This is a genomic window from Microbispora sp. NBRC 16548 (assembly GCF_030268985.1).
Classification (GTDB): domain Bacteria; phylum Actinomycetota; class Actinomycetes; order Streptosporangiales; family Streptosporangiaceae; genus Microbispora; species Microbispora catharanthi.
On the sequence record NZ_BSSF01000010.1, the window covers coordinates 298,460 to 317,128 of the forward strand.

Annotated in this window: 17 protein-coding genes and 1 pseudogene; 14 read left to right on the top strand and 4 right to left on the bottom strand. The window is 72.7% G+C overall.

Annotated features, from left to right (window positions below; genetic code table 11):
- Window positions 1–20: 20 nt before the first annotated feature.
- A pseudogene (cysC, locus tag QSK36_RS27625) lies at window positions 21–1,259 on the top strand (adenylyl-sulfate kinase); the annotation flags it as partial.
- 16 nt (window positions 1,260–1,275) lie between these two features.
- Here the strand turns inward: cysC and QSK36_RS27630 are convergent.
- Window positions 1,276–2,307, bottom strand: a complete 1,032-nt coding sequence (locus QSK36_RS27630; protein ID WP_139577296.1) for a glycoside hydrolase family 26 protein — start codon at window positions 2,305–2,307, stop codon at window positions 1,276–1,278.
- A 322-nt stretch (window positions 2,308–2,629) separates the two neighbouring features.
- Between QSK36_RS27630 and QSK36_RS27635 the strand changes: the two genes are divergently transcribed.
- The 8 genes from QSK36_RS27635 to QSK36_RS27670 all read left to right on the top strand — a co-directional run bounded on the left by QSK36_RS27635 (window position 2,630) and on the right by QSK36_RS27670 (window position 11,199).
- On the top strand, window positions 2,630–3,934 hold the full coding sequence (locus QSK36_RS27635) for a YveK family protein (protein WP_285784382.1): 1,305 nt from the start codon (window positions 2,630–2,632) through the stop codon (window positions 3,932–3,934).
- On the top strand, window positions 3,931–5,283 hold the full coding sequence (locus QSK36_RS27640) for a hypothetical protein (RefSeq protein ID WP_285784383.1): 1,353 nt from the start codon (window positions 3,931–3,933) through the stop codon (window positions 5,281–5,283). The genes QSK36_RS27635 and QSK36_RS27640 overlap by 4 nt, the downstream gene beginning before the upstream one ends.
- Entirely contained in the window at window positions 5,280–6,245 is a 966-nt protein-coding gene (locus QSK36_RS27645) for a hypothetical protein (protein ID WP_285784384.1), read from the top strand. The genes QSK36_RS27640 and QSK36_RS27645 overlap by 4 nt, the downstream gene beginning before the upstream one ends.
- A complete protein-coding gene (locus QSK36_RS27650; protein WP_502883345.1) occupies window positions 6,233–7,111 on the top strand; it encodes a sulfotransferase domain-containing protein in 879 nt (292 codons plus the stop codon). The genes QSK36_RS27645 and QSK36_RS27650 overlap by 13 nt, the downstream gene beginning before the upstream one ends.
- Window positions 7,078–8,427, top strand: coding sequence for a lipopolysaccharide biosynthesis protein (locus QSK36_RS27655; protein ID WP_285784386.1), 1,350 nt, complete (start codon window positions 7,078–7,080; stop codon window positions 8,425–8,427). The genes QSK36_RS27650 and QSK36_RS27655 overlap by 34 nt, the downstream gene beginning before the upstream one ends.
- Entirely contained in the window at window positions 8,424–9,332 is a 909-nt protein-coding gene (locus QSK36_RS27660) for a sulfotransferase (RefSeq protein ID WP_285784387.1), read from the top strand. The genes QSK36_RS27655 and QSK36_RS27660 overlap by 4 nt, the downstream gene beginning before the upstream one ends.
- Before the next feature lie 186 nt (window positions 9,333–9,518).
- Window positions 9,519–10,601, top strand: a complete 1,083-nt coding sequence (locus QSK36_RS27665; RefSeq protein ID WP_285784388.1) for a hypothetical protein — start codon at window positions 9,519–9,521, stop codon at window positions 10,599–10,601.
- A 73-nt stretch (window positions 10,602–10,674) separates the two neighbouring features.
- Window positions 10,675–11,199, top strand: coding sequence for a hypothetical protein (locus QSK36_RS27670; protein ID WP_285784389.1), 525 nt, complete (start codon window positions 10,675–10,677; stop codon window positions 11,197–11,199).
- A 196-nt stretch (window positions 11,200–11,395) separates the two neighbouring features.
- On the opposite strand, the gene QSK36_RS27675 is transcribed toward QSK36_RS27670, so the two are convergent.
- Window positions 11,396–11,896, bottom strand: coding sequence for a MarR family winged helix-turn-helix transcriptional regulator (locus tag QSK36_RS27675; RefSeq protein ID WP_183542704.1), 501 nt, complete (start codon window positions 11,894–11,896; stop codon window positions 11,396–11,398).
- 104 nt (window positions 11,897–12,000) lie between these two features.
- On the opposite strand from QSK36_RS27675, the gene QSK36_RS27680 reads away from it, so the two are divergent.
- The 3 genes from QSK36_RS27680 to QSK36_RS27690 all read left to right on the top strand — a co-directional run bounded on the left by QSK36_RS27680 (window position 12,001) and on the right by QSK36_RS27690 (window position 14,576).
- Window positions 12,001–12,945, top strand: coding sequence for an EamA family transporter (locus QSK36_RS27680; RefSeq protein WP_285784390.1), 945 nt, complete (start codon window positions 12,001–12,003; stop codon window positions 12,943–12,945).
- Window positions 12,946–13,101: 156 nt separating this feature from the next.
- Entirely contained in the window at window positions 13,102–13,722 is a 621-nt protein-coding gene (locus QSK36_RS27685) for a cyclodeaminase/cyclohydrolase family protein (protein WP_285784391.1), read from the top strand.
- A complete protein-coding gene (locus QSK36_RS27690) occupies window positions 13,719–14,576 on the top strand; it encodes a bifunctional 5,10-methylenetetrahydrofolate dehydrogenase/5,10-methenyltetrahydrofolate cyclohydrolase (protein WP_183542710.1) in 858 nt (285 codons plus the stop codon). The genes QSK36_RS27685 and QSK36_RS27690 overlap by 4 nt, the downstream gene beginning before the upstream one ends.
- A 30-nt stretch (window positions 14,577–14,606) precedes the next feature.
- Here QSK36_RS27690 and QSK36_RS27695 read toward each other — a convergent pair whose 3' ends face one another.
- Window positions 14,607–15,827, bottom strand: a complete 1,221-nt coding sequence (locus QSK36_RS27695) for an MFS transporter (RefSeq protein WP_285784392.1) — start codon at window positions 15,825–15,827, stop codon at window positions 14,607–14,609.
- 234 nt (window positions 15,828–16,061) lie between these two features.
- Between QSK36_RS27695 and QSK36_RS27700 the strand changes: the two genes are divergently transcribed.
- Together QSK36_RS27700 and QSK36_RS27705 are read left to right on the top strand one after the other, a co-directional pair.
- Window positions 16,062–16,376, top strand: a complete 315-nt coding sequence (locus QSK36_RS27700) for a YciI family protein (protein ID WP_285784393.1) — start codon at window positions 16,062–16,064, stop codon at window positions 16,374–16,376.
- Entirely contained in the window at window positions 16,373–17,611 is a 1,239-nt protein-coding gene (locus QSK36_RS27705; RefSeq protein WP_285784394.1) for an RNA polymerase sigma factor, read from the top strand. The genes QSK36_RS27700 and QSK36_RS27705 overlap by 4 nt, the downstream gene beginning before the upstream one ends.
- A gap of 13 nt (window positions 17,612–17,624) precedes the next feature.
- Here QSK36_RS27705 and QSK36_RS27710 read toward each other — a convergent pair whose 3' ends face one another.
- Window positions 17,625–18,443: an alpha/beta fold hydrolase gene (locus QSK36_RS27710; RefSeq protein WP_285784395.1), complete on the bottom strand. Its 819-nt coding sequence runs from the start codon at window positions 18,441–18,443 to the stop codon at window positions 17,625–17,627.
- Window positions 18,444–18,669 lie beyond the last annotated feature (226 nt).

The following is an 18,669-nucleotide window of genomic DNA, read 5'->3' on the forward strand; positions in this document are numbered from 1 at the left end:
CGACCCACCGAGCTGCGGACAATCGAGCGGAAACGGAAGCCATGACCGAGTGGACGCCCGACGCACGTGAGCTGGCGGACCTGGAGCTGCTGCTGTCCGGGGCGTACGCGCCGCTGACCGGTTTCCTCACCTCGGCCGAGGTGGAGAGCGTGGTCGAGCGGGGCCGGCTGCCCGGAGGGGCGTCCTGGCCCGACCCGATCACGATCGCGCTCCCGGACGAGTTCGGGCCCGGCGACCGGGTGACGCTCAGGGACCCCGAGGGCGCGGCGGTCGCGGTGCTGACCGTCGCGGAGCGGGACGGCCACCACGCCGCCGGGCCGGTCGAGGCGCTCGACGCCCCCGTGTACGGACCGTTCTCCCGGCTGCGCCGCACGCCGGAGGAGGTGCGCAAGGACCTGCCGGACGGCGAGGTCCTCGCGGTGACGATGCGCGGGCCGCTCGACGGCGCCGCGCTCGACGACGTGGCGGCGACCGCCGAGGAACTGGACGCCACCGTGCTCCTCATGCCCCTCGTCTTCGGCGAGGGCGGGCCCGCCGTGGTGCGCGCCGCGCTCAAGGCGGCCGAGCGGCTCCCGGGGGCGGCGGTGGTCGCGGTGCCGCTCGCGCCGCGCGAGGACGCCGAGATCGACCTCGAACTCCGCGAGCACGTGGCCCGCAACTACGGCGCCACCGAGCACTACGCCGGTCCCGCGCCGGTCACCATCCCCGGGCCGCCGCACAAGCGGGGGCTCGTGGTGTTCTTCACCGGCCTGTCCGGCTCGGGCAAGTCGACGATCGCCCGGGGCCTGCGCGACGCGCTGCTCGAACGGGGCGGCCGCACGGTCACCTACCTGGACGGCGACGTCGTGCGGCGGATGCTGTCGGCGGGGCTCACGTTCTCGCGTGAGGACCGCGACCGCAACATCCGCAGGATCGGCTTCGTGGCCGCCGAGGTCGCCCGCCACGGCGGCCTGGCGATCTGCGCGCCCATCGCGCCGTACGCCGCGACCCGGGACGAGGTGCGGGCGATGGTCGAGGAGGTCGGCGGCGACTTCCTGCTCGTCCACGTGGCCACGCCGCTGGAGGAGTGCGAGCGCCGCGACCGCAAGGGCCTGTACGCCAAGGCGCGGGCCGGGCTGATCCCGGAGTTCACCGGGATCTCCGACCCGTACGAGGAGCCGGAGGACGCCGACCTCGTCCTCGACACCACGGACATGACGATCGAACGCGCGGTCGGCGCCGTGCTGAACCTCGTCACCTCGGGCGGCTGGGTCCGCTGAGGCGTCCGCCGAAGGCTCAGGAGGGCGGCACCGGCGTCGACGTGAAGCGAGGCAGCCGCCCGAGCTGCGCGAACGCCCGGGTGGCGCCCGGCGTGGTGTCGAACCTGGTGTCGCCCCGGGGCGCCAGCGGCGAGTCGAAGTAGACCAGCGCCTTGATCTGGGGGTAGTCCCCGATCTGACGCCGGACCGACTCGAAGAAGTCGCGCTTGAACGCGGGTGCCCCGCGCCGCTCGAAGGCGCCCCACTCGGCGACCATGATCGGCTTGGCCGGGAACCTGGCCTGCATCCACCGGTAGAACCCGGGCCAGCCCGGCGCGTCGGGCCGGGTCTTGTCGACCAGCCCGGCGAAGTCGCTCACCCGGTCGTCCGCGTACGGGTCGAAGGCCACCCAGTCGACCACGTCGTCGCCGGGGTAGAGCCTGCCGAACCACGGCTTGGCCGCCCAGTTGGGCGCGCCCATGTAGGTCATCACGGTCACCGCGTTGCGCACCCCCTGTTGCCGCAGGCGGGTCACCACGTGGCGGTACATCGCGACGTAGTCGGCGGGCGAGTATCCCCCGCCCTCGCGCACGTCGTTTTCCGGCTCGTGGTGGATCGTGAGGAAGAACCGGCCGGGGAAGGTGCGCCGGATGTGCTCGGCGAGCCTGTCGACGCGCCCGTCCACCTCGCCGCGCGCGACCTCGGCCCATGTGTGGTCGAGCGCCGGCTTCCAGTTCACCAGCAGCAGGCGGGGCCCCTTGGCGATCTCCCGCTCCTCGGCGGTCGGGAAGAGCTCTCCGCCCCGGTGGTAGACGTGCACGATGTCGGCCCGGCGGCCCATGCGCCGTTCGGCCATGTCCACCGCGCGGATCGGGCCGCGTCCGGAGAAGACGTCGGGCGCGATCCCCCACCACGCCCCGCACGTCGGGATGAGCTTGTCCGTGACCGCGCAGGCGACCGGCGTCGTCCCGGCGCCGCCGCCCGGCACCCGCCCGCTCGTGGCGGTGCCCGCGCAGGCCGTCGCGCACACCCCCGCCACCAGTACGGCCAAGCCGGCGATGAGTCTCATCGCGCCCCCTTCCTCGGCAGACCACGCAATGAACGGATGGGCAAACACCATCCCATCAATCCCCGTGGCTTCGGGGGCCGTTTCCCCATCTCACGAGTACGGATATTTCCGTTTTCATCGGCTAATTGAGCGGCCATCGCCTGACGCTAATTCGGCAATAGCCGGGGACGAAACTCCGTGGCGGCTTATAGTTCGAGACCGGATCCCGCCGGACCGCCGCCGGGACCACGAACGCGCCCGGCTGCCCCTCCCTCATCCGGGGGGCACCGGTGGCCCCACCGCCGGCCGCGGCCGCGTGACGAACGAGGGCACGGGGAGTTCGATGAGCCTGCCGCCGCACAGCCGCGACCTTTCTGAATACGGCTCTGTGCTCCGGCGCAGGCGCCTGGTCGCCGCCGTCTGCCTGCTCGCCGGAGTGGGCGGCGGCGCCGCGGCGCTCGCGATGACCCCAGAGCGTTACACCGCGGTCGCCCAGGTGCAGGTATTGCCGACCGGCGCGCAGGAACAGTTGAACGTGCCGAGCTCCCGGCAACGGGAACCCCTCAACCTCGACACCGAATCGCAGATCGCCCGATCGGCGGTCGTCTCCACCATGGCCGCCGCGATTCTGAAATATCCGGATCCGGAGGAATTGCGGGAGCACGTGACCGTGGACGTTCCTCCCAATTCCGCCATTCTTTCCATTTCTTACTCGGCGTCGGATCCCCGGGCCGCGGCCGCGGGGGCCCAGGCGTACGCGGAGGCGTATCTGCGCAACCGCGCCCGCGCCGCCGAGGACGCGATCGGCGGCCAGCTGAAGCTGATCGCCGCGCGGCTGCGCGAGGTCGAGGACGATCTCGACAAGGCCGTGACGACCCAGGCGGCGACCGCTCAGGCCACCCAGACCACTCAGACCACGACCACCCGGACCGCGACCGGGCAGACCGCGGCGGGACCGGGATCGGCCAGGCGGCAGGCCGTGCTCGCCCGGCAGGTGGCTGACCTCACGCTGCGCTACGACGCGCTCAAGACCGTCGCGGTGACGCCGGGCACGGTGATCAGCCCCGCCAGGCCTCCCGCGCGGCCGGCCCATCCGAGCCCGCCGCTCTTCCTCGGCAGCGGCCTGTTCCTCGGCGTACTCGCCGGGGCGGGGGCCGCGTTCGGCCGCGACCGGCTCGACACCCGCATCCGCACCTGCGCGGACGTCGAACGGCTGTGCGGCCTGCCGCTGCTCGCCGAGCTTCCGGCCAGGCCGGACGCGGCGGTCCTCGACGAGATGGCCGCCGCCGTCGCCACGTCGCTGGGCGGCGGGCCCCACCGGCTGCTCCTCGAAGGCGTGGGGGCAGGAAGCCTCGAAGGCGTGCGGGCAGGGAGCCTGGAAGGCGTGCGAACACAGGGCACGGCCAGGCAGCTCGCCAAGGGCCTGGGCTCCGCGCTGGCGCACCTGGTGCCGGTGACGGTCGTGACCGGCCGGTCCGCCCATCCCGACGCCGCCCTGCTGCTGATCACCCTGCGCCGGACGACCTCCCCGGAGGTCACCCGGGCCGTGCGGCAGCTCGGCCGGCAGGGCGCCCGCGTGCTCGGCGCCGTCGCCGTGCCGCCGGGGTTCGTCGCGCCCGTCCCCGAGACGGCGGAGTGGGGCGCGTGACCATCCCCGTCCCCCGCACCGCCCTGCCTCCGGCGGCCCGCCCCCGGCACCGGCGCCGTCCCGCGCGGGCGGCGTGGCCGATCGCGGCGTTCCTGCTCGGTTATCCGCTCTGGTGGGCGCTCGGCCTGGGCGGGCTGTCGGTGGTGGTGCTGGCCGTGCCGATGGCGGTGGCGCTGTGGCACAGGCGGCCGATCCGCGTGCCGAGGGGCTTCGGCCTGTGGGCGCTGCTGCTGGCGGGCTACCTGGTCAGCGCGCTCGCGCTCGCCGAGACGCCGGACGGCACATACGGCGAGCTCGCCGCCGGCCGGGTCGTCGGCTACCTGATGCGGCTGGCCGTCTACGTCTCACTCCTGATCATGGTGCTCTACCTGGGCAATCTCACTCATGACGAGCTGCCGCAGCGCACCTTGGTCAGGTGGCTCGGCGTGCTGTTCCTGACGGCCGTCGCGGGCGGACTGCTCGGCGTGCTCGCGCCGGGCTTCGCGTTCACCTCGCCACTGGAGATGGCGCTGCCGTCGTCGATCGGCGGCAACCCGTTCGTCGCCAACCTGATCCACCCGACGGCGGCCCAGATGCAGCACGTGCTCGGGCACGCCGCGCCGCGCCCGGAGGCGCCGTTCGAGTGGGCCAACGCCTGGGGCAGCGACGTCTCGGTGCTCGTGATCTGGTTCGTGGTCGGCTGGTGGACCTACGGCGGGCCGTACCGCCGGGCGGCGGCCGTGCTCGTGCTCGCCGCAGCCGCCGTCCCGGTCGTCTACTCGCTCAACCGCGGCCTGTGGATCGGGCTCGGGATCTCGGCGGCGTACCTGATGGTCCGGGGCGCACGCCCCCTCCTGGCCGGCGCGGTCGCGGCCGTCGCCGCGGCGGCGTTCCTGCTGTCGCCGCTGAGCACGATCGTCGCGCAACGGCTGGACAACCCGCAGAGCAACGGCATCCGCGCGTTCACGGTCGCGGCCACCGTCCGGGTCGCGGCCACCTCGCCGGTCATCGGGTATGGCAACACCCGCAACGCGTACGGCAGCCACCGCACGGTCACGACGGGCCGCAGCTCGTGGTGCGTGGAGTGCGGCCATCCCCCGCTCGGCAGCGACGGGCAGCTGTGGCTGCTGCTGATCAGCCAGGGCTTCGCGGGGGCCCTGCTGTACGTCGCCTTCTTCGCCGGCGCGGTGCGGCGCTACTGGGCCGACCGGACGCCGATCGGCAAGGCGGGGACGCTCGTGATGATCCTCGTGCTGCTCTACATGGTCGTCTACGACGGGCTGATCAGCGCCCTGACCCTGTATCTGATCTCCTTCGCCCTGCTCTGGCGCAACACCGCCAGGACATCCGACCCCGGGGAGGCGCGATGAGGGACGCGGCCGATCGTCTCCACTACCTGGACGAGGTGATGGACCTGCTGTTCCCCCCTTCCCGGCCCGGCGCCCGGCCGAGCGTCCGCAGCGTGCTGCCGCACCGCCTCGTCCCCCGGCGGGTCGTCCCGCGCGAGTGGTGGCACACCGCGCTGGGGCGCGGCCTGCCCGTCGGCGGCGGGCCCGACACGATCGAGACGCACCTGAGCGACGTCCTCGGCCGCCGGATGCGGGTCGTCGTCCACGTCAGGCCCGCCCGCCGCGCCAACCGCAAACCGATCCTGGAGGCGTACGACGAGTCGGGACTCGCGGGGTTCGTGAAGATCGGCGACTCGCCGCGGGCCAGGCGGCTGGTGCGATACGAGAGCGAGGTGCTGCGCATGCTCGCCGGGCGGCCGTTGAAGGTCGTCGTGCCACCCGACGTGCTGTATCACGGTGCGTGGCGGGGTCTTGAGGTGCTGATGCTGTCGCCGCTGCCCGTGACCTCCCGCCGCGTGGGTTCCCGCCGCGTGCCCGCCCGCCTGCTCATCTCGGCCGCGCGGGAGATCGCCGCCATCCGCCCGTACGACGACGAGGCGGGCTCCGAAGAGCGGACCGGGGAGGCCGCGGCCTGGCACGGCGACTTCACCCCCTGGAACGTCGCCGCGGGTGCGGACGGGCGGCTGCTCGTGTGGGACTGGGAGCGGTTCGCCGTGGGCGTGCCGCTCGGCTTCGACGCCCTGCACCACTTCTTCCACCGGGCGCTGCGCCGGATGCCGCCTCCGGTCGCCGCCCGATCCTGTCTCGCCCAGGCGGGCGGGCTCCTGGAACCGTTCGGCGTCGACGTCGCCCAGGCACGCCGTACGGCGGTCCGCTATCTCGTCGCCCTGGCCGAGCGGCACCGCCGCGACGGCCGGGAGCCGCTCGGGCCGCCCGCCGTCTGGCTGAACCCTCTGGTCGATCACCTGGAGTGCCTGCTTTGAGGTCAACGCTGAAACACCCCGCGCTGAAACACTCGGCGCACGCCGTCTCGCTCGCCGCCGGGAGGGCGACCAGCGCGGGCAGGGTGCTGCCGTCGTTCCTGATCATCGGGGCGCAGCGGTGCGGCACCACCTCGCTGTACCGCGCCCTGTCCCGGCACCCGCTGGTCATGAAGCCGGTGCTGCGCAAGGGCGTCCACTACTTCGACATGGCCTACGAGCGGGGCCTGCCCTGGTATCGCGCCCACTTCCCGCTGCAGTCCGGGGCGCAGGCGCTCCGATTCCGGTGGGGCCATGCCCCCCAGGCGTTCGAGTCGGCCCCTTACTACCTGTTCCATCCCCTGGCGGGGGCCCGCATCGCGGGGGACCTCCCCGGGGTCAAACTGATCGCCTTGGTCCGGGACCCGGTCGAGCGGGCCTGCTCCGCCCACGCGCACGAGCTGGCGCGGGGGTTCGAGACCGAGCCGTGCTTCGAGCGCGCCCTCACGCTGGAGCCGGAGCGCCTCGCCGGCGAGGCCGAACGGCTGCGCACCGTCCCCGGATACGCGAGCCACGCGCACCGGCACCACGCCTACCTGGCCCGGGGACGGTACGCCGAACAGCTGGCCCGGCTGGAACCGCTCGTGGGGCGCGACCGGATCCTGGTCCTTGACAGCGGACTGCTGTTCCGCGACCCCGGCGCCGCGTACGACCGGGTGCTGGGGTTCCTGGGACTGCCCCGGCTCGGCGGCGTGGAGTTCGAGCGGCACAACGCCCGGCCGCGGGAGGCCATGCCCGCGTCGGTCCACCGGCGGCTTCGCGAGCACTTCGAGCCGTGGGACGCGCTGCTCGTCCCGTGGCTGGGAGCGGTGCCCTCGTGGCGGCGCTGACCGATCCTCCGCGGCCAGGCGGCCTTTTCCGGCATGGAGTCGCCGGCCTGGCCACGGCGGGCGCCACGGCGGGCGGGCAGTTCGCGCTCGTGCTGGTGGTGACGCGGTCGCTCGAACCGGCGGCCGCCGGGGCGTTCTTCACGGCCACCGCGCTGTGCCTGATGCTCGCGGGCGTCGTCCGCCTGGACACCGGCAACGGCCTCGTCCACGCCCTGGCCCGCAACCGGTCCGTCGACGGCGCCGGCCGGGACGGGGGGCGGCGGCTGGTCCGCGGGATCCTCGCGCCGGTGGCCGCGCTCGCCGCCGTGACGGGCGCCGGTGTGGTCCTGGCCTCCGGGCCGCTGGCCGGGCTCACCGGCGTGCCCGGCGGCGTCTGGGTCGTGCTGGCCGCCGCCCTGCCGTTCGTCGCCCTGTCGGACGTGCTGATCTGCGCCACCCGCGGCCTCGGCACCATGCGGCCGACGCTGCTGCTCGCCGGGGCCGTCCAGCCGCTCGGGCAGCTCGCCCTCGTCACCGCGGCCGTGCTCGCCGGGGCCCCGCCGCCGGTGCTGGCCGCCGCCTGGGCGCTTCCCACCGTGGCCGGCGCGGTGCTGGCCGCCGTACGGCTGCGCGGGCTCGGGCCGCACGACGTGGGGGAGGTGGGCGCCTTCTGGCGGCACACCGCCCCGCGGTCGGCCGCGGCGGCCGTGCAGTCGGTGTTCCAGCGGCTCGACGTGGTGATCGTCGCGCTGCTCGCGGGTCCCGCCGCCGCGGCCGTCTACACGGCGGCGACCCGGTTCAAGGTGCTGGGGCAGCTCGCCGGTCAGGGGCTCGCCCAGGCCGCGCAGGCGCGGCTGGTGAGGGCCCTGGCCGAGGGCGACCTGGACGGCGCCCGCGCGCTGTATCGGACCACCACCAGGTGGCTGGTCGTGCTCACCTGGCCGCTCTGGCTGGGGTACGCGGCGCTCGCGCCGTGGCTGCTCCCGCTGTTCGGGCCCGCCTACGCCGGCGGCGGCGCGATCGCGCTCGTCCTTTCTGCCACGATGATGGTCGCGACCGCCTGCGGCATGGTCGACGTCGTGCTCGTCGCGGGCGGGCGCACGGCCGCCAGCCTGGCCAACGTGACGACGGCCGTCGCCGTGACGATCGCCCTGGACGTGGTGCTCGTGCCCGCGTACGGCGCGCTGGGGGCGGTGCTGGGCTGGTCGGGCGGCGTGCTCGTGAAGAACCTGCTGCCCGCCGTACAGGTCCACCGCCGCTACGGCCTGCGCCCCTTCGGCGGAGGCCGCTCGGTCGCGGCTGCGAAGGCCGCTGGGGCTGCGGGGGCGGCCTCGTGACCGCGGAACCTCCCGTGCTGGTCACCGGCCTGCCGCGCAGCGGCACGAGCTGGGTGGGCCGGATGCTCACGGCGAGCGGGCGGCTGGTCTACGTCAACGAGCCGCTGAACCCGCAGCGCCCGCCGGGCCGCTCCCCTGGGGTGCTCGACGCGTCGGTGACCCACCGCTTCCAGTACATCTGCCCCGACAACGAGACGCCCTGGCTGGCGGCGTTCTCCCGTACGGTCGCGCTGCGCTACAACTGGCAGGCCGAGATCCGCCGCAACCACGGGCCCGGCGACCTCGCGCGGATGGCCAAGTACGGCACGGCGTTCACCATGGGCCGCCTGCTGGCCAGGCGGGCGCTGCTCGACGATCCCTTCGCGCTCCTGTCCGCCGAGTGGTTCGCCCGCCGCCTCGGGTGCCGGGTGGTCGTCGTGGTCCGCGACCCCGTGTCGTTCGCCGGGAGCTGGCGGCGGCTCGGCTGGAGGGTGGACGTGCGCGAACTGCTCGGCCAGCCCCTCCTGCTGCGCGACCACCCGTACGCGGCCGAGCTCGGAGCGCTCGCCGGGAACCGGGACGTGGCCACCGGAGCGGCGGTGTTGTGGAAGGTCGCGCGGCGGGTCACCGACACGGTGGCCCGGAGGGCCGCCGGCATCAGGGTCGTGCGGTATGAGGATCTGTGCGCCGCGCCCCTCGACGGCTTCCGCGACCTGTACGACTGGTGCGGCCTGCCCTGGACCCACCGCGCCGCCCGCCGGATAACCGCCGCCTGCACGTCCTCCCGCTTCGAGACCCGCCCCGCCTTCGCCTGGACCGGCCTGTCCCGTACGGCCTACCGGCCGATGGACTCCCGGCGGGCGCTCGCCGTGGTCTCCCTCCCCCACGAGGACGCCGCCCGCATACGGGCCCTGGCATACGACTGATCGGCGTATCGCCCGTGAACGGTTGGGCCGCTTCCTTGCATGACCAGGGCAGGAATGAAAGGAAGACATCCCTGGATGCCGGCTAGCCGAGGGTGGTGTCGCCGAGGGAGGCGTTCGGTAAATGCGGTCACTCCGCCGACGGCGGAGGTAAGTTATTTTCCGAACGATACGAGGGCTGGAGATCAGATGGACTCGAGGGCACAGCCTCAGAACGAGACTGAAGTCCTGACGGCTGGGATCGCGGTGCTGAAAGACCGGTTGCCGACCGGGTGGGACGTCCGGTCGCGCAGCCGCGGCAGCGTTCCCGACACCGGCTTCGACGCGCTCTGGGAGGTGACAGCACCAGATGGAAGCACGGTCATGCTAGTGGTGGAGGCCAAACGCCTGGTGGAAAGGCGCGACACCGCCGCACTGCTTCAGCAACTGAGCACCTCTACAGGAGCTATCCCAGGCAGCCGTGGGGTTGTCGTGTCCAGATATCTGTCACCGCCGGTACGTGAGCAGCTCTCCAGTGCCGGCCTGTCCTACATCGACGCGACAGGCAACATACGTGTGAGTGCGCCGCGGCCTGGACTTTACATAGCGGACCGAGGGGCTGACCGCGACCCGTGGCGCGGCCCTGGCAGACCACGCGGAACGCTGAAGGGCGCTCCTGCGGCCAAGGTCGTACGCGCACTGCTGGACCATGACAAATCATGGGCGATCCGCGAATTGGTCGAGGTCGCGGGCGTTTCCACGGGGTCGACTTATCGGGTGATCGAGTTCCTCGAGGCAGAGGGCCTCGCAAGGCGAAACAATTCGGGCGCTGTCATCGTGCCCGACTGGGTTGCACTTCTGAGGCGATGGAGCGAGGACTACGGGTTTGTGCGGAACAGCCGCGTCACCCGCTGGATAGCACCGAGAGGTCTATCGAACCTTCTGCAGCGGGCGGCGGGAAGCCCTGTTCGCTACGCCGTAACCGGAACCTTGGCCGCCGCTACATGGGCCCCCTACGCCCCCGCCCGCTCGGCGATGATCTATACATCGGACGCCGAGCGATCCGCACAGCTTTGGGATCTCCGTCCTGCCGATGCCGGGGCGAATGTCATGGTGGGCGAGCCCGAAATCGACGTCGTCTTCGCTCGCGGCCTTGCCGACGCCGCCGGGCTGATGATCGCAGCGCCATCCCAGGTGGCCGTTGATCTCATGACAGGTCCTGGGCGCAGTCCTGCCGAAGCCGAAGAACTCATCGAATGGATGACGCGCAATGAATCCTCCTGGCGTAGATAGAGGCGACCTCCTCGTTCGATCTCGCTCGGCGCTTCTTGATGCGCTGTCCGCTCTGGATGCACATCGCGACGCCGTGATCGTGATTGGCGCGCAGGCCATCTATCTGCACACCGCGCGAAGTCCCGTTGCGCTGGCCGAGACGACGAAAGACAGCGATCTCGCACTCGATCCGAGGGTGCTGGAGGACGAGCCCCTTCTGGAGCAGTCCATGAGCCGTGCGGGGTTCTACCGTGACCCCATCGGTGGACAGCCTGGCGCATGGCTGAACTCTGAGGGCATTCCTGTCGATCTGATGGTGCCCGAAGCTCTCGCAGGGCCCGGCGCGAAGAACACACGAGGAGCACGCATCCCCCCGCATGATCGGCGTGCTACCCGGCGTGCCCGTGCCGCCTTCAACGTCCTACTCAGCGACCCCATCAGCAGCGAGATCACTGACCAAGCCGTCGGGTACCTGGCTGCGCTGTTCGCACCGGGGCCCGACGCACTCGGCGCGAGGATGGCGGGACGCGCAGAAGAGGGCATCGGTGAACCTGAAACTGTTGCCTTGGCGACGTCCCTCCTCGCCGCCGATCTCGCGCAGGCCCTGCAGCCCGGCTGAAGCACACCGACCGCGTCTCCCCGAGGAGCCGACCTACATCCGGGCCGGGTTCTATGTCTGTGACACTGCTTCTGCCCTCTGAGAAGCGGCACCTCGGTCAGCGTGTTGGCCTCCACCAGCAAGTTTTGTATGCGGTGCAGGTACAGACGTGTGCCCCCGATCGGGCAACCACTGAACGTGAACAAGCGGCATCGAGCTAGCCGAGGGTGGTGTCGCCGAGGGAGGCGAGGAGGGTGCGCAGGGCGGCGGCGAGGTGGTCGCGCTCCCGGGGGTCCAATGACGCCAGTAGGCGCGCCTCGTTCGCGACGTGCGGCTCCAGCACCTCGTCCACGAGCGCGAGACCGCGGTCGGTGAGCCTCACCCGGATCGACCGCCGGTCGCCGGAGTCGGGGATCCGTTCGACCAGTCCTCTGGCCGCCATGCGGTCGATGCGGTTGGTGATCGCGCCGGAGGTCACCATCGCCGCCCTGTTCAACGCTCCCGCCGTCAGCTCGTACGGTGGACCGGACCGACGCAACGTGGCCAGGACGTCGAACTCCCAGCGCTCGAGGCCGTGCGCGGCGAAGAACTCCTTCAGCTCCCGGTCGAGCAGCCGCGACAGCCGGCTGATCCGGCCCATGATCCCCATCGGCCATACGTCCAGGTCGGGCCGTTCCCGCGCCCACTGCGTCATCAGCAGATCGACGGCATCGTCCATGGCGACCCCTCAACACTAAGTATCTCAACATTGACTAGTTTGACGTCTACGTGAGTCTCATGCTGTTATTTCAACGTTGAGATTATCAACGAGGAGCAATCGTTATGAGCATGTTCGCCGCATCCCGGTCCGGTTCTGCCGGAACGCTGGCCCTCACCGCGCTGACGCCGCTCGCCTGGGGCTCGACGTACGCCGTGACCACGGAGTTCCTGCCGCCCGACCGCCCGATGTTCACCGCGGTGATGAGAGCGCTGCCCGCCGGGCTGGCATTGTTGGTCATCGGCCGCGTGCTCCCGCGCGGCGTGTGGATCTGGCGGGCCGCGGTGCTCGGCGTGTTGAACATCGGGGCGTTCTTCCCGTTGCTGTTCCTGGCGGCGTACCGGCTGCCCGGCGGCGTCGCGGCGGTGCTCGGCGCGGTCGGGCCGCTGTTCGCGCTCGTCTTCGCCGCCCTGTTGCTCGCCGAGCGTCCGACCCTGCGCAAGGTGCTCGCCGGACTTCTCGGACTGCTCGGGGTCGGGTTGGTCGTCCTGCGCGCCGAGGCACGGCTCGACATGGTCGGCGTGCTCGCCGGGCTGGCCGGGGCCGCGTCCATGTCCGCCGGGACCGTGCTGACCAAGCGCTGGGGCCGCCCCGAGGGAGTCGGAGCCCTCGCCCTCACCGGATGGCAGCTCACCGCGGGCGGGCTGCTGCTCGTCCCGGTCGCCCTGCTGATCGAGGGCGCGCCGCCGGCGCTCAGCGGCGAGAACCTGCTCGGCTACGTCTACCTGGGTATCGTCGGCACCGCCCTCGGCTACTGGATCTGGTTCCGCGGAATCTCCCGGCTCCCCGCGACGTCCGTCGCCTTCCTCGCGCTGCTGAGTCCGGTCTCCGCGGCCGTCATCGGCTGGGCGGCGCTCGGTCAGGCCCTCAGCGCGGTTCAACTGTTCGGGATGGTCCTCGCCCTCGGCGGCACCCTCCTCGGTCAGGCCCCGGCCGGGCCGTCCCGGCACGCCACGACCCCGCCCGAGCCCGTACGGCCCGCGGCCCGGACGGCCAGCCCGTCCCGCTGACACGAACGAGCCCATACGCGGAGCGACGAGCGAGACGTGGGAGGATTTTCCCGGCCGCGCCATGCGCGAACTGTGCCATGCGTCATGTCACGCGCGAGCTGTGCCCGTGCGCGAACCGCGCCATGCGCGAACCAGGACGACCGGAGGACGAGCGCGATGCGCGACGAGAAGATCAGCGATTTCCTGTCCCGCCTCGCCGATCGGGTGCCCGCGCCGGGCGGAGGCGCCACCGCGGCCCTGCACGCCGCGCAGGCCGCGGCCCTGCTGGGCATGGTCGCGCGCTACACCACCGGCGAGAACTACGCCGAGCACGCGGCCGTGATCGAACGGATCACCGGCGAGACCGACGAACTGCGGTCGAGCGCCCTGCGCCTGGCCGAGGACGACGCGGCGGCGTTCACGACGGTGACCGAGGCGTACAAGCTGCCCAAGGACACCGACGAGGCGAAGGCGGCTCGATCGGCCGCCATCGCCGAGGCGCTGGTGGGGGCCGGCAAAGTCCCTGCCGAGGTGGTCGCCGTCGCGAGGAAGGTCGTCGGCATCGCCGAGGAACTGCTGCCCATCGGCAACCGCAACGTCGTCTCCGACATCGCCGCCGCCACCGAGGCCGCGCGGGCCGCGGCGACCACCGCCCGGGTGAACATCGAGATCAACCTCGGCGGGATCAAGGACGAGCGGGCCCGCGCCGAACTGGCCGCCGAGGCGGCCGGGGTGGACGAGGTCGCCGCGCGGGCCGAACGGGTCACCGCCGCCGTCCGTGAGGAGATCGCGAAGTGAGCGCCCGGGTTCTGTCCGGCAAGGAGCTCGCGGCGTCGATCCGGACCGAGGCCGCCGAGCGGGCCGCCGCGCTCACCGCGGCCGGCACGCCGCCGAAGCTCGCGGTCGTCGTCGCCACGGCGGACGAGTCCAGCGCCTGGTACGTCCGCTCGATCGCCCGCGCCGCCGAGAAGGCCGGCATCACCTGCGACATCGTCGACCTCGGCGCGGACGCCGCCCCCGGCCTGATCCGCGACAGGCTGGCGGCGCTGAGCGACGACGACACCGTGCACGGGATCATCCTCCAGACCCCGCTGCCGCAGGGAGCGAAGCTGGAGGACCTGGCCGGCGCGATCGCGTTCGAGAAGGACGTCGACGGCGCCAACCCGTTGTCGCTGGGCCGCCTGGCCGCGGGATTGCCCGCCTTCGCTCCGGCGACCGCCGAGGCCGTCGTGGCGATCCTCGACCACCACGAAGTCGACCTGGTCGGCAGCCACGTCGCCGTGGTCGGCCGGTCCACCGTGGTCGGCAAGCCCGCCGCCCATCTCCTGCTGGACAGGAACGCCACCGTGACGGTCTGCCACTCCCGTACGCGGGAGCTGGCCGCCGTCACCTCCGCGGCCGACGTGGTCGTGGCCGCGGTCGGCCGCGCCGGGCTGATCACGGCCGAGCACGTGCGGGCCGGGGCGGTGGTCGTGGACGTCGGCACCAACCCCACCGAGGACGGCGGCCTGGTCGGCGACGTCGACGCGGTCGCGGTCGCGGACAAGGCCGGGGCGCTCACGCCCGTGCCCGGCGGGGTCGGCCCGGTCACCACCGCACTGCTGCTGCGGCACACCGTGAATGCCGCCGTGCAGGCCGCCGGCCGCGGCTGAGCGCGCGCCCTGCCCCCGGCCCCCGCGCCGTCAGAGCGCCTCGTCCGGCACACCGGCCGGAACGACGGGTGGGGCGGAGCTCGACGGGGTGCGCGCCACCACCGGAGCCTTCCAGGCCACGGTCACCAGCAGCGGCACCAGCAGCGCCAGCGTCCAGGTCAGCCCGAGCGCCTGTGCGACGCGGCCGACGAGCGCCGGCGCGAGCAGCATGGCGGAGTACGTCATGGTGGTGAGCCGGGCGACCGCGGCGGTCGCTCCCGTGCCGCCCTCCTCCGTGCCCGCGTGCCCGGCCGCACTGAAGATCAGCGGCAGCGGTGTCGCCAGCCCGAGACCGGCGAGGGCGAACCCGGCGACCGCGAGGGTCGGCGTGGGAGCCACGACCACCGCGGTCAGGCCGGCGGCCGCCAGCGCGGTGCCGCTCCGCACCAGGACGCGTGCCGGGTGCCGGGCGGACAGCCGGTCGCCCACCAGCCGTCCGGCCGTCTGGCAGGCGGTGAAGGCGACGAGGCCCAGCGAGGCCACGCCCAGCGAGGCGCCGCGGTCCTCGTGCAGGAACACCCCGCTCCAGGTGATGACGGCCCCCTCGCAGGCCAGCACCGCCGCGCCCATCGCGCCGAGGAGCAGGACGCGGCGTGTCCAGCCGGCCCGCCATCCTCGCCGTCCGGCGCCGTCGCCCGTACGCGCGGGCGAGGGCCCCGCGGAAGGCTCCTCGGCCGGCAGCCCCCTGCCCACCACCAGGACGACGGCCATGACGACCGCTCCCAGGATCAGGTAGTGCGTGGTGAGGGACATGCCCGCCTGCGCCGCGGCCCCACCGGTGAGCGACCCGGCCACGGAGCCGATGCTCCATGCCGCGTGGCAGCCGTTCATGATGGGACGGTGCGCCGCCCGTTCGACCATCACCGCCTGCGCGTTCATCGCCGTGTCGAGCAGCCCGTTCGCGGCGCCGACGAGGAGCATGGCCGCGGCCAGGCGGACCGGCCCGCCGGCGAGGCCCACCCCGAGCAGGGCGAGGGGAAGCGCGACCGCGGCGATCCGCACGACCCACGCGCTGCCGATCCGCGCCGCGAGGCGCCCGGCGACCTGCGTGGCGGCGAGCGCGGCCACGCCGAACAGGGCGGTCAGGAGCCCGAGCAGTCCAGCCGTCAGATCGTGATCCATCTTCAGCGAAGGCGTGCGGACCGCGAAGGCGGCGATCAGGGCGCCGTTCACGGCGAACACCGCCGTCACCGCCGCGCGTGCCCGTCGCACGGCTCTCCCCTCCCGGCCCTCTCGTCGTCGCTCCTGACCGGCTTCCCGGGCCACCTCGGACATGCGTCCCGCCTTCCCCGTACGGCGCCTCCCGCCGAGCGCCTCCCGGAAGGACGACGGCGCCGAGGCGGATTTTCGACATCCGGGCCGGACCGGATGTCGATTTCGGCGACGCACCGCGTCGTAGAGGAGAGCGGCCGCACAGGGCGGCCCGTGTCCCGGAAGAGAGAGCCGATGAAATACCTGCTGTTGATCTGCGCCGAGGAGTCGGTTGAAGTCAGCCCCGAGCAGGCCGCCCCCGAGCCGTGGATCGAGGAGACGGAGCGCCGCGGAGTGCGCCTCGACGGGCATCGCCTGTGCCCCGTCAGCGACGCCACGACGGTGCGAGCCGGACTGGTGACCCAAGGGCCGTTCGCCGAGACCAAGGAGCAGATCGCCGGATTCGACATCATCGAGTGCGCCGACCTGGACGAGGCCATCGAGATCGCCTTGAAGCATCCCGTGGCGTCGTTCGGCTCGATCGAGGTGAGGCCGTTCTGGCCGGAATGAGCGGCGCCGACGTCACCCGGGTCGTCGAGGAGGCGTTCCGCGAGGAGTGGGGCCGCGTCGTCGCCACGCTCATCCGGCTGACCGGCGACTGGGACCTGGCAGAGGAGTGCGCCCAGGACGCCTTCGCCCAGGCACTCGCCCGCTGGCCCCGGGACGGCGTTCCGCGCCGTCCCGGGGCGTGGCTCACCACTGCGGCCCGCAACCGGGCGCTGGACCGGCTCCGTCGCGGCACGACCGAGGCGGCGCGGCTCCGCTCGGTCGCGGCCATGCCGGCCGGCCCCGATCCGGAGCCGGTGGAGGAGGATCACGTGCCCGACGACCGGTTGCGCCTGATGTTCACCTGCTGTCACCCGGCCCTGCCGCTGGAGGCGCAGGTCGCCCTCACCCTCCGTACGCTCGCCGGGCTGACCACGGCCGAGATCGCCGCGGCGTTCATGGTGCCGGAGACGACCATGGCGCAGCGGCTGGTCAGGGCCAAGCGGAAGATCCGCAACGCCGGCATCCCTTACCGGGTGCCGCCCGCGCACCTGCTGGCGGAGCGAACGGCAGGGGTGCTCGGAGTGCTGTACGTCCTGTTCACCGAGGGATACTCGGCCAGCGGCGGGCCGAGCCCCGCCCGGCCGGAACTGACCGCCGAGGCCACCCGGCTGGCCCGGGCGCTCGCCGGGCTCATGCCGGGCGAGCCCGAGGCGCAGGGGCTGCTCGCGCTGATGCTGCTGCAGGACTCGCGGCGCGCGGCCCGGTTCGACGCGGCGGGCGACATCGTCACCCTGGAGTTCCAGGACCGCGCGAAGTGGGACCACGACGAGATCGAGGAGGGGCTGCGGCTGCTGGACGACGCGCTGGCGTGCCGCCGCCCCGGGCCCTACCAGGTGCAGGCGGCCATCGCCGCCTGTCACGCCACCGCCCTCGACCCGGACGACACCGACTGGCCGCAGATCGCCGGGCTGTACGCACAGCTCGCACGGCTGACGCCGTCTCCGGTGGTCGAGCTGAACCGGGCGGTGGCCGTGGCGATGGCCGACGGCCCCCTCGCCGGTCTGCGGCTGGTCGACGAACTGCGGGCCGGCGGCGCGCTGGCCGGGCACCACCTGCTCGCCGCGACCCGTGCCGACCTGCTGCGCCGGCTGGGCCGTACGGCGGACGCGGCGCGGGCCTACGAGGAGGCCCTGGCGCTCGCACCCACCGACGCGGAGCGCCGCTACCTCGCCCGCAGGCTCGACGAGACCGGGTAGCGGCGGTGGCGTGTCATCGCGCCGTGATGAAGGCGAGCAGGTCGTCGTTGAACTGGTCTCGGTGGCTGACGTACAGGCCGTGCCCGGCGGTCGGGTATTCGTGGTAGACGGCCCCGGGGATCAGTTTGGCGGTGCGGCGGCCGGTGACGTCGACCGGAGCGGAAAAGTCGGCGGCGCCGTGAACGACCAGCGTGGGCACACCGATCTCGGGCAAGGTGGCCCGGTGGTCGAAGTCGACCACGTTGCGCTGGCACTGGCGGGTCGCCCACGGCGAGGTGTCCAGGCACTGGCGCAGGGTGAAGTCGATCTGTGCCGGGGAGACGTCGTTGCCCAGGTGCGTGGCGAAGAACGCCTGCGCCTGCCGGGCCAGCCACTTGGGGCGGTCGGCGTCGAGTGCGGCCAGCGACGCGTCCAGGAGCGCGCCAGGGACGCCTTCGAGGTTGTCGTCGGTCTGCCGGAGGAAGGGCAGCATGGCCGAGACCAGCACGGCATGCGCGATCCGGGCGTCGCTGTGCCGAGCCAGATACCGGGCCACCTCGGCGCCGCCCATCGAGTGGCCGACCAAGGTGACCTCGTGCAGGTCGAGCTGCTCGATCAAGACGGCCAGGTCATCGGCTCCGGTGTCCAGGTCATAACCGCTGGAGGGGCGGTCGGAGCGGCCGTGCCCGCGCCGGTCCAGAGCGATGCAGCGGTAGCCCCGCTCCACGAAGTACGGAATCTGGTACTCCCACATATCGGAGCAGAGCATCGAACTGGCCACGAACATGATTGGCCGGCCCTGACCGTAGTCCTCATATGCCAGGCGGGTTCCGTCATGAGTGTGGAAAAACATGGATGGCTCCTTCGTGATGCCGCTCGTTAGTGGCGCCGACGTGGACAATCTTCGCGACGCAGGGGTAGGCGCATCAATTACGTCCGACGTAAGCGGCAGATGCCGGGGAGCGGCACCGGCTACCTCGTCTGCGCCTCCACCCGCCACCCCGGGGACACCGACGTCCGAGAAGCTCGCCGTTCACGGGGTGGTCATGGCGGCGTCATGCCGTGGACGGAAGATCGGT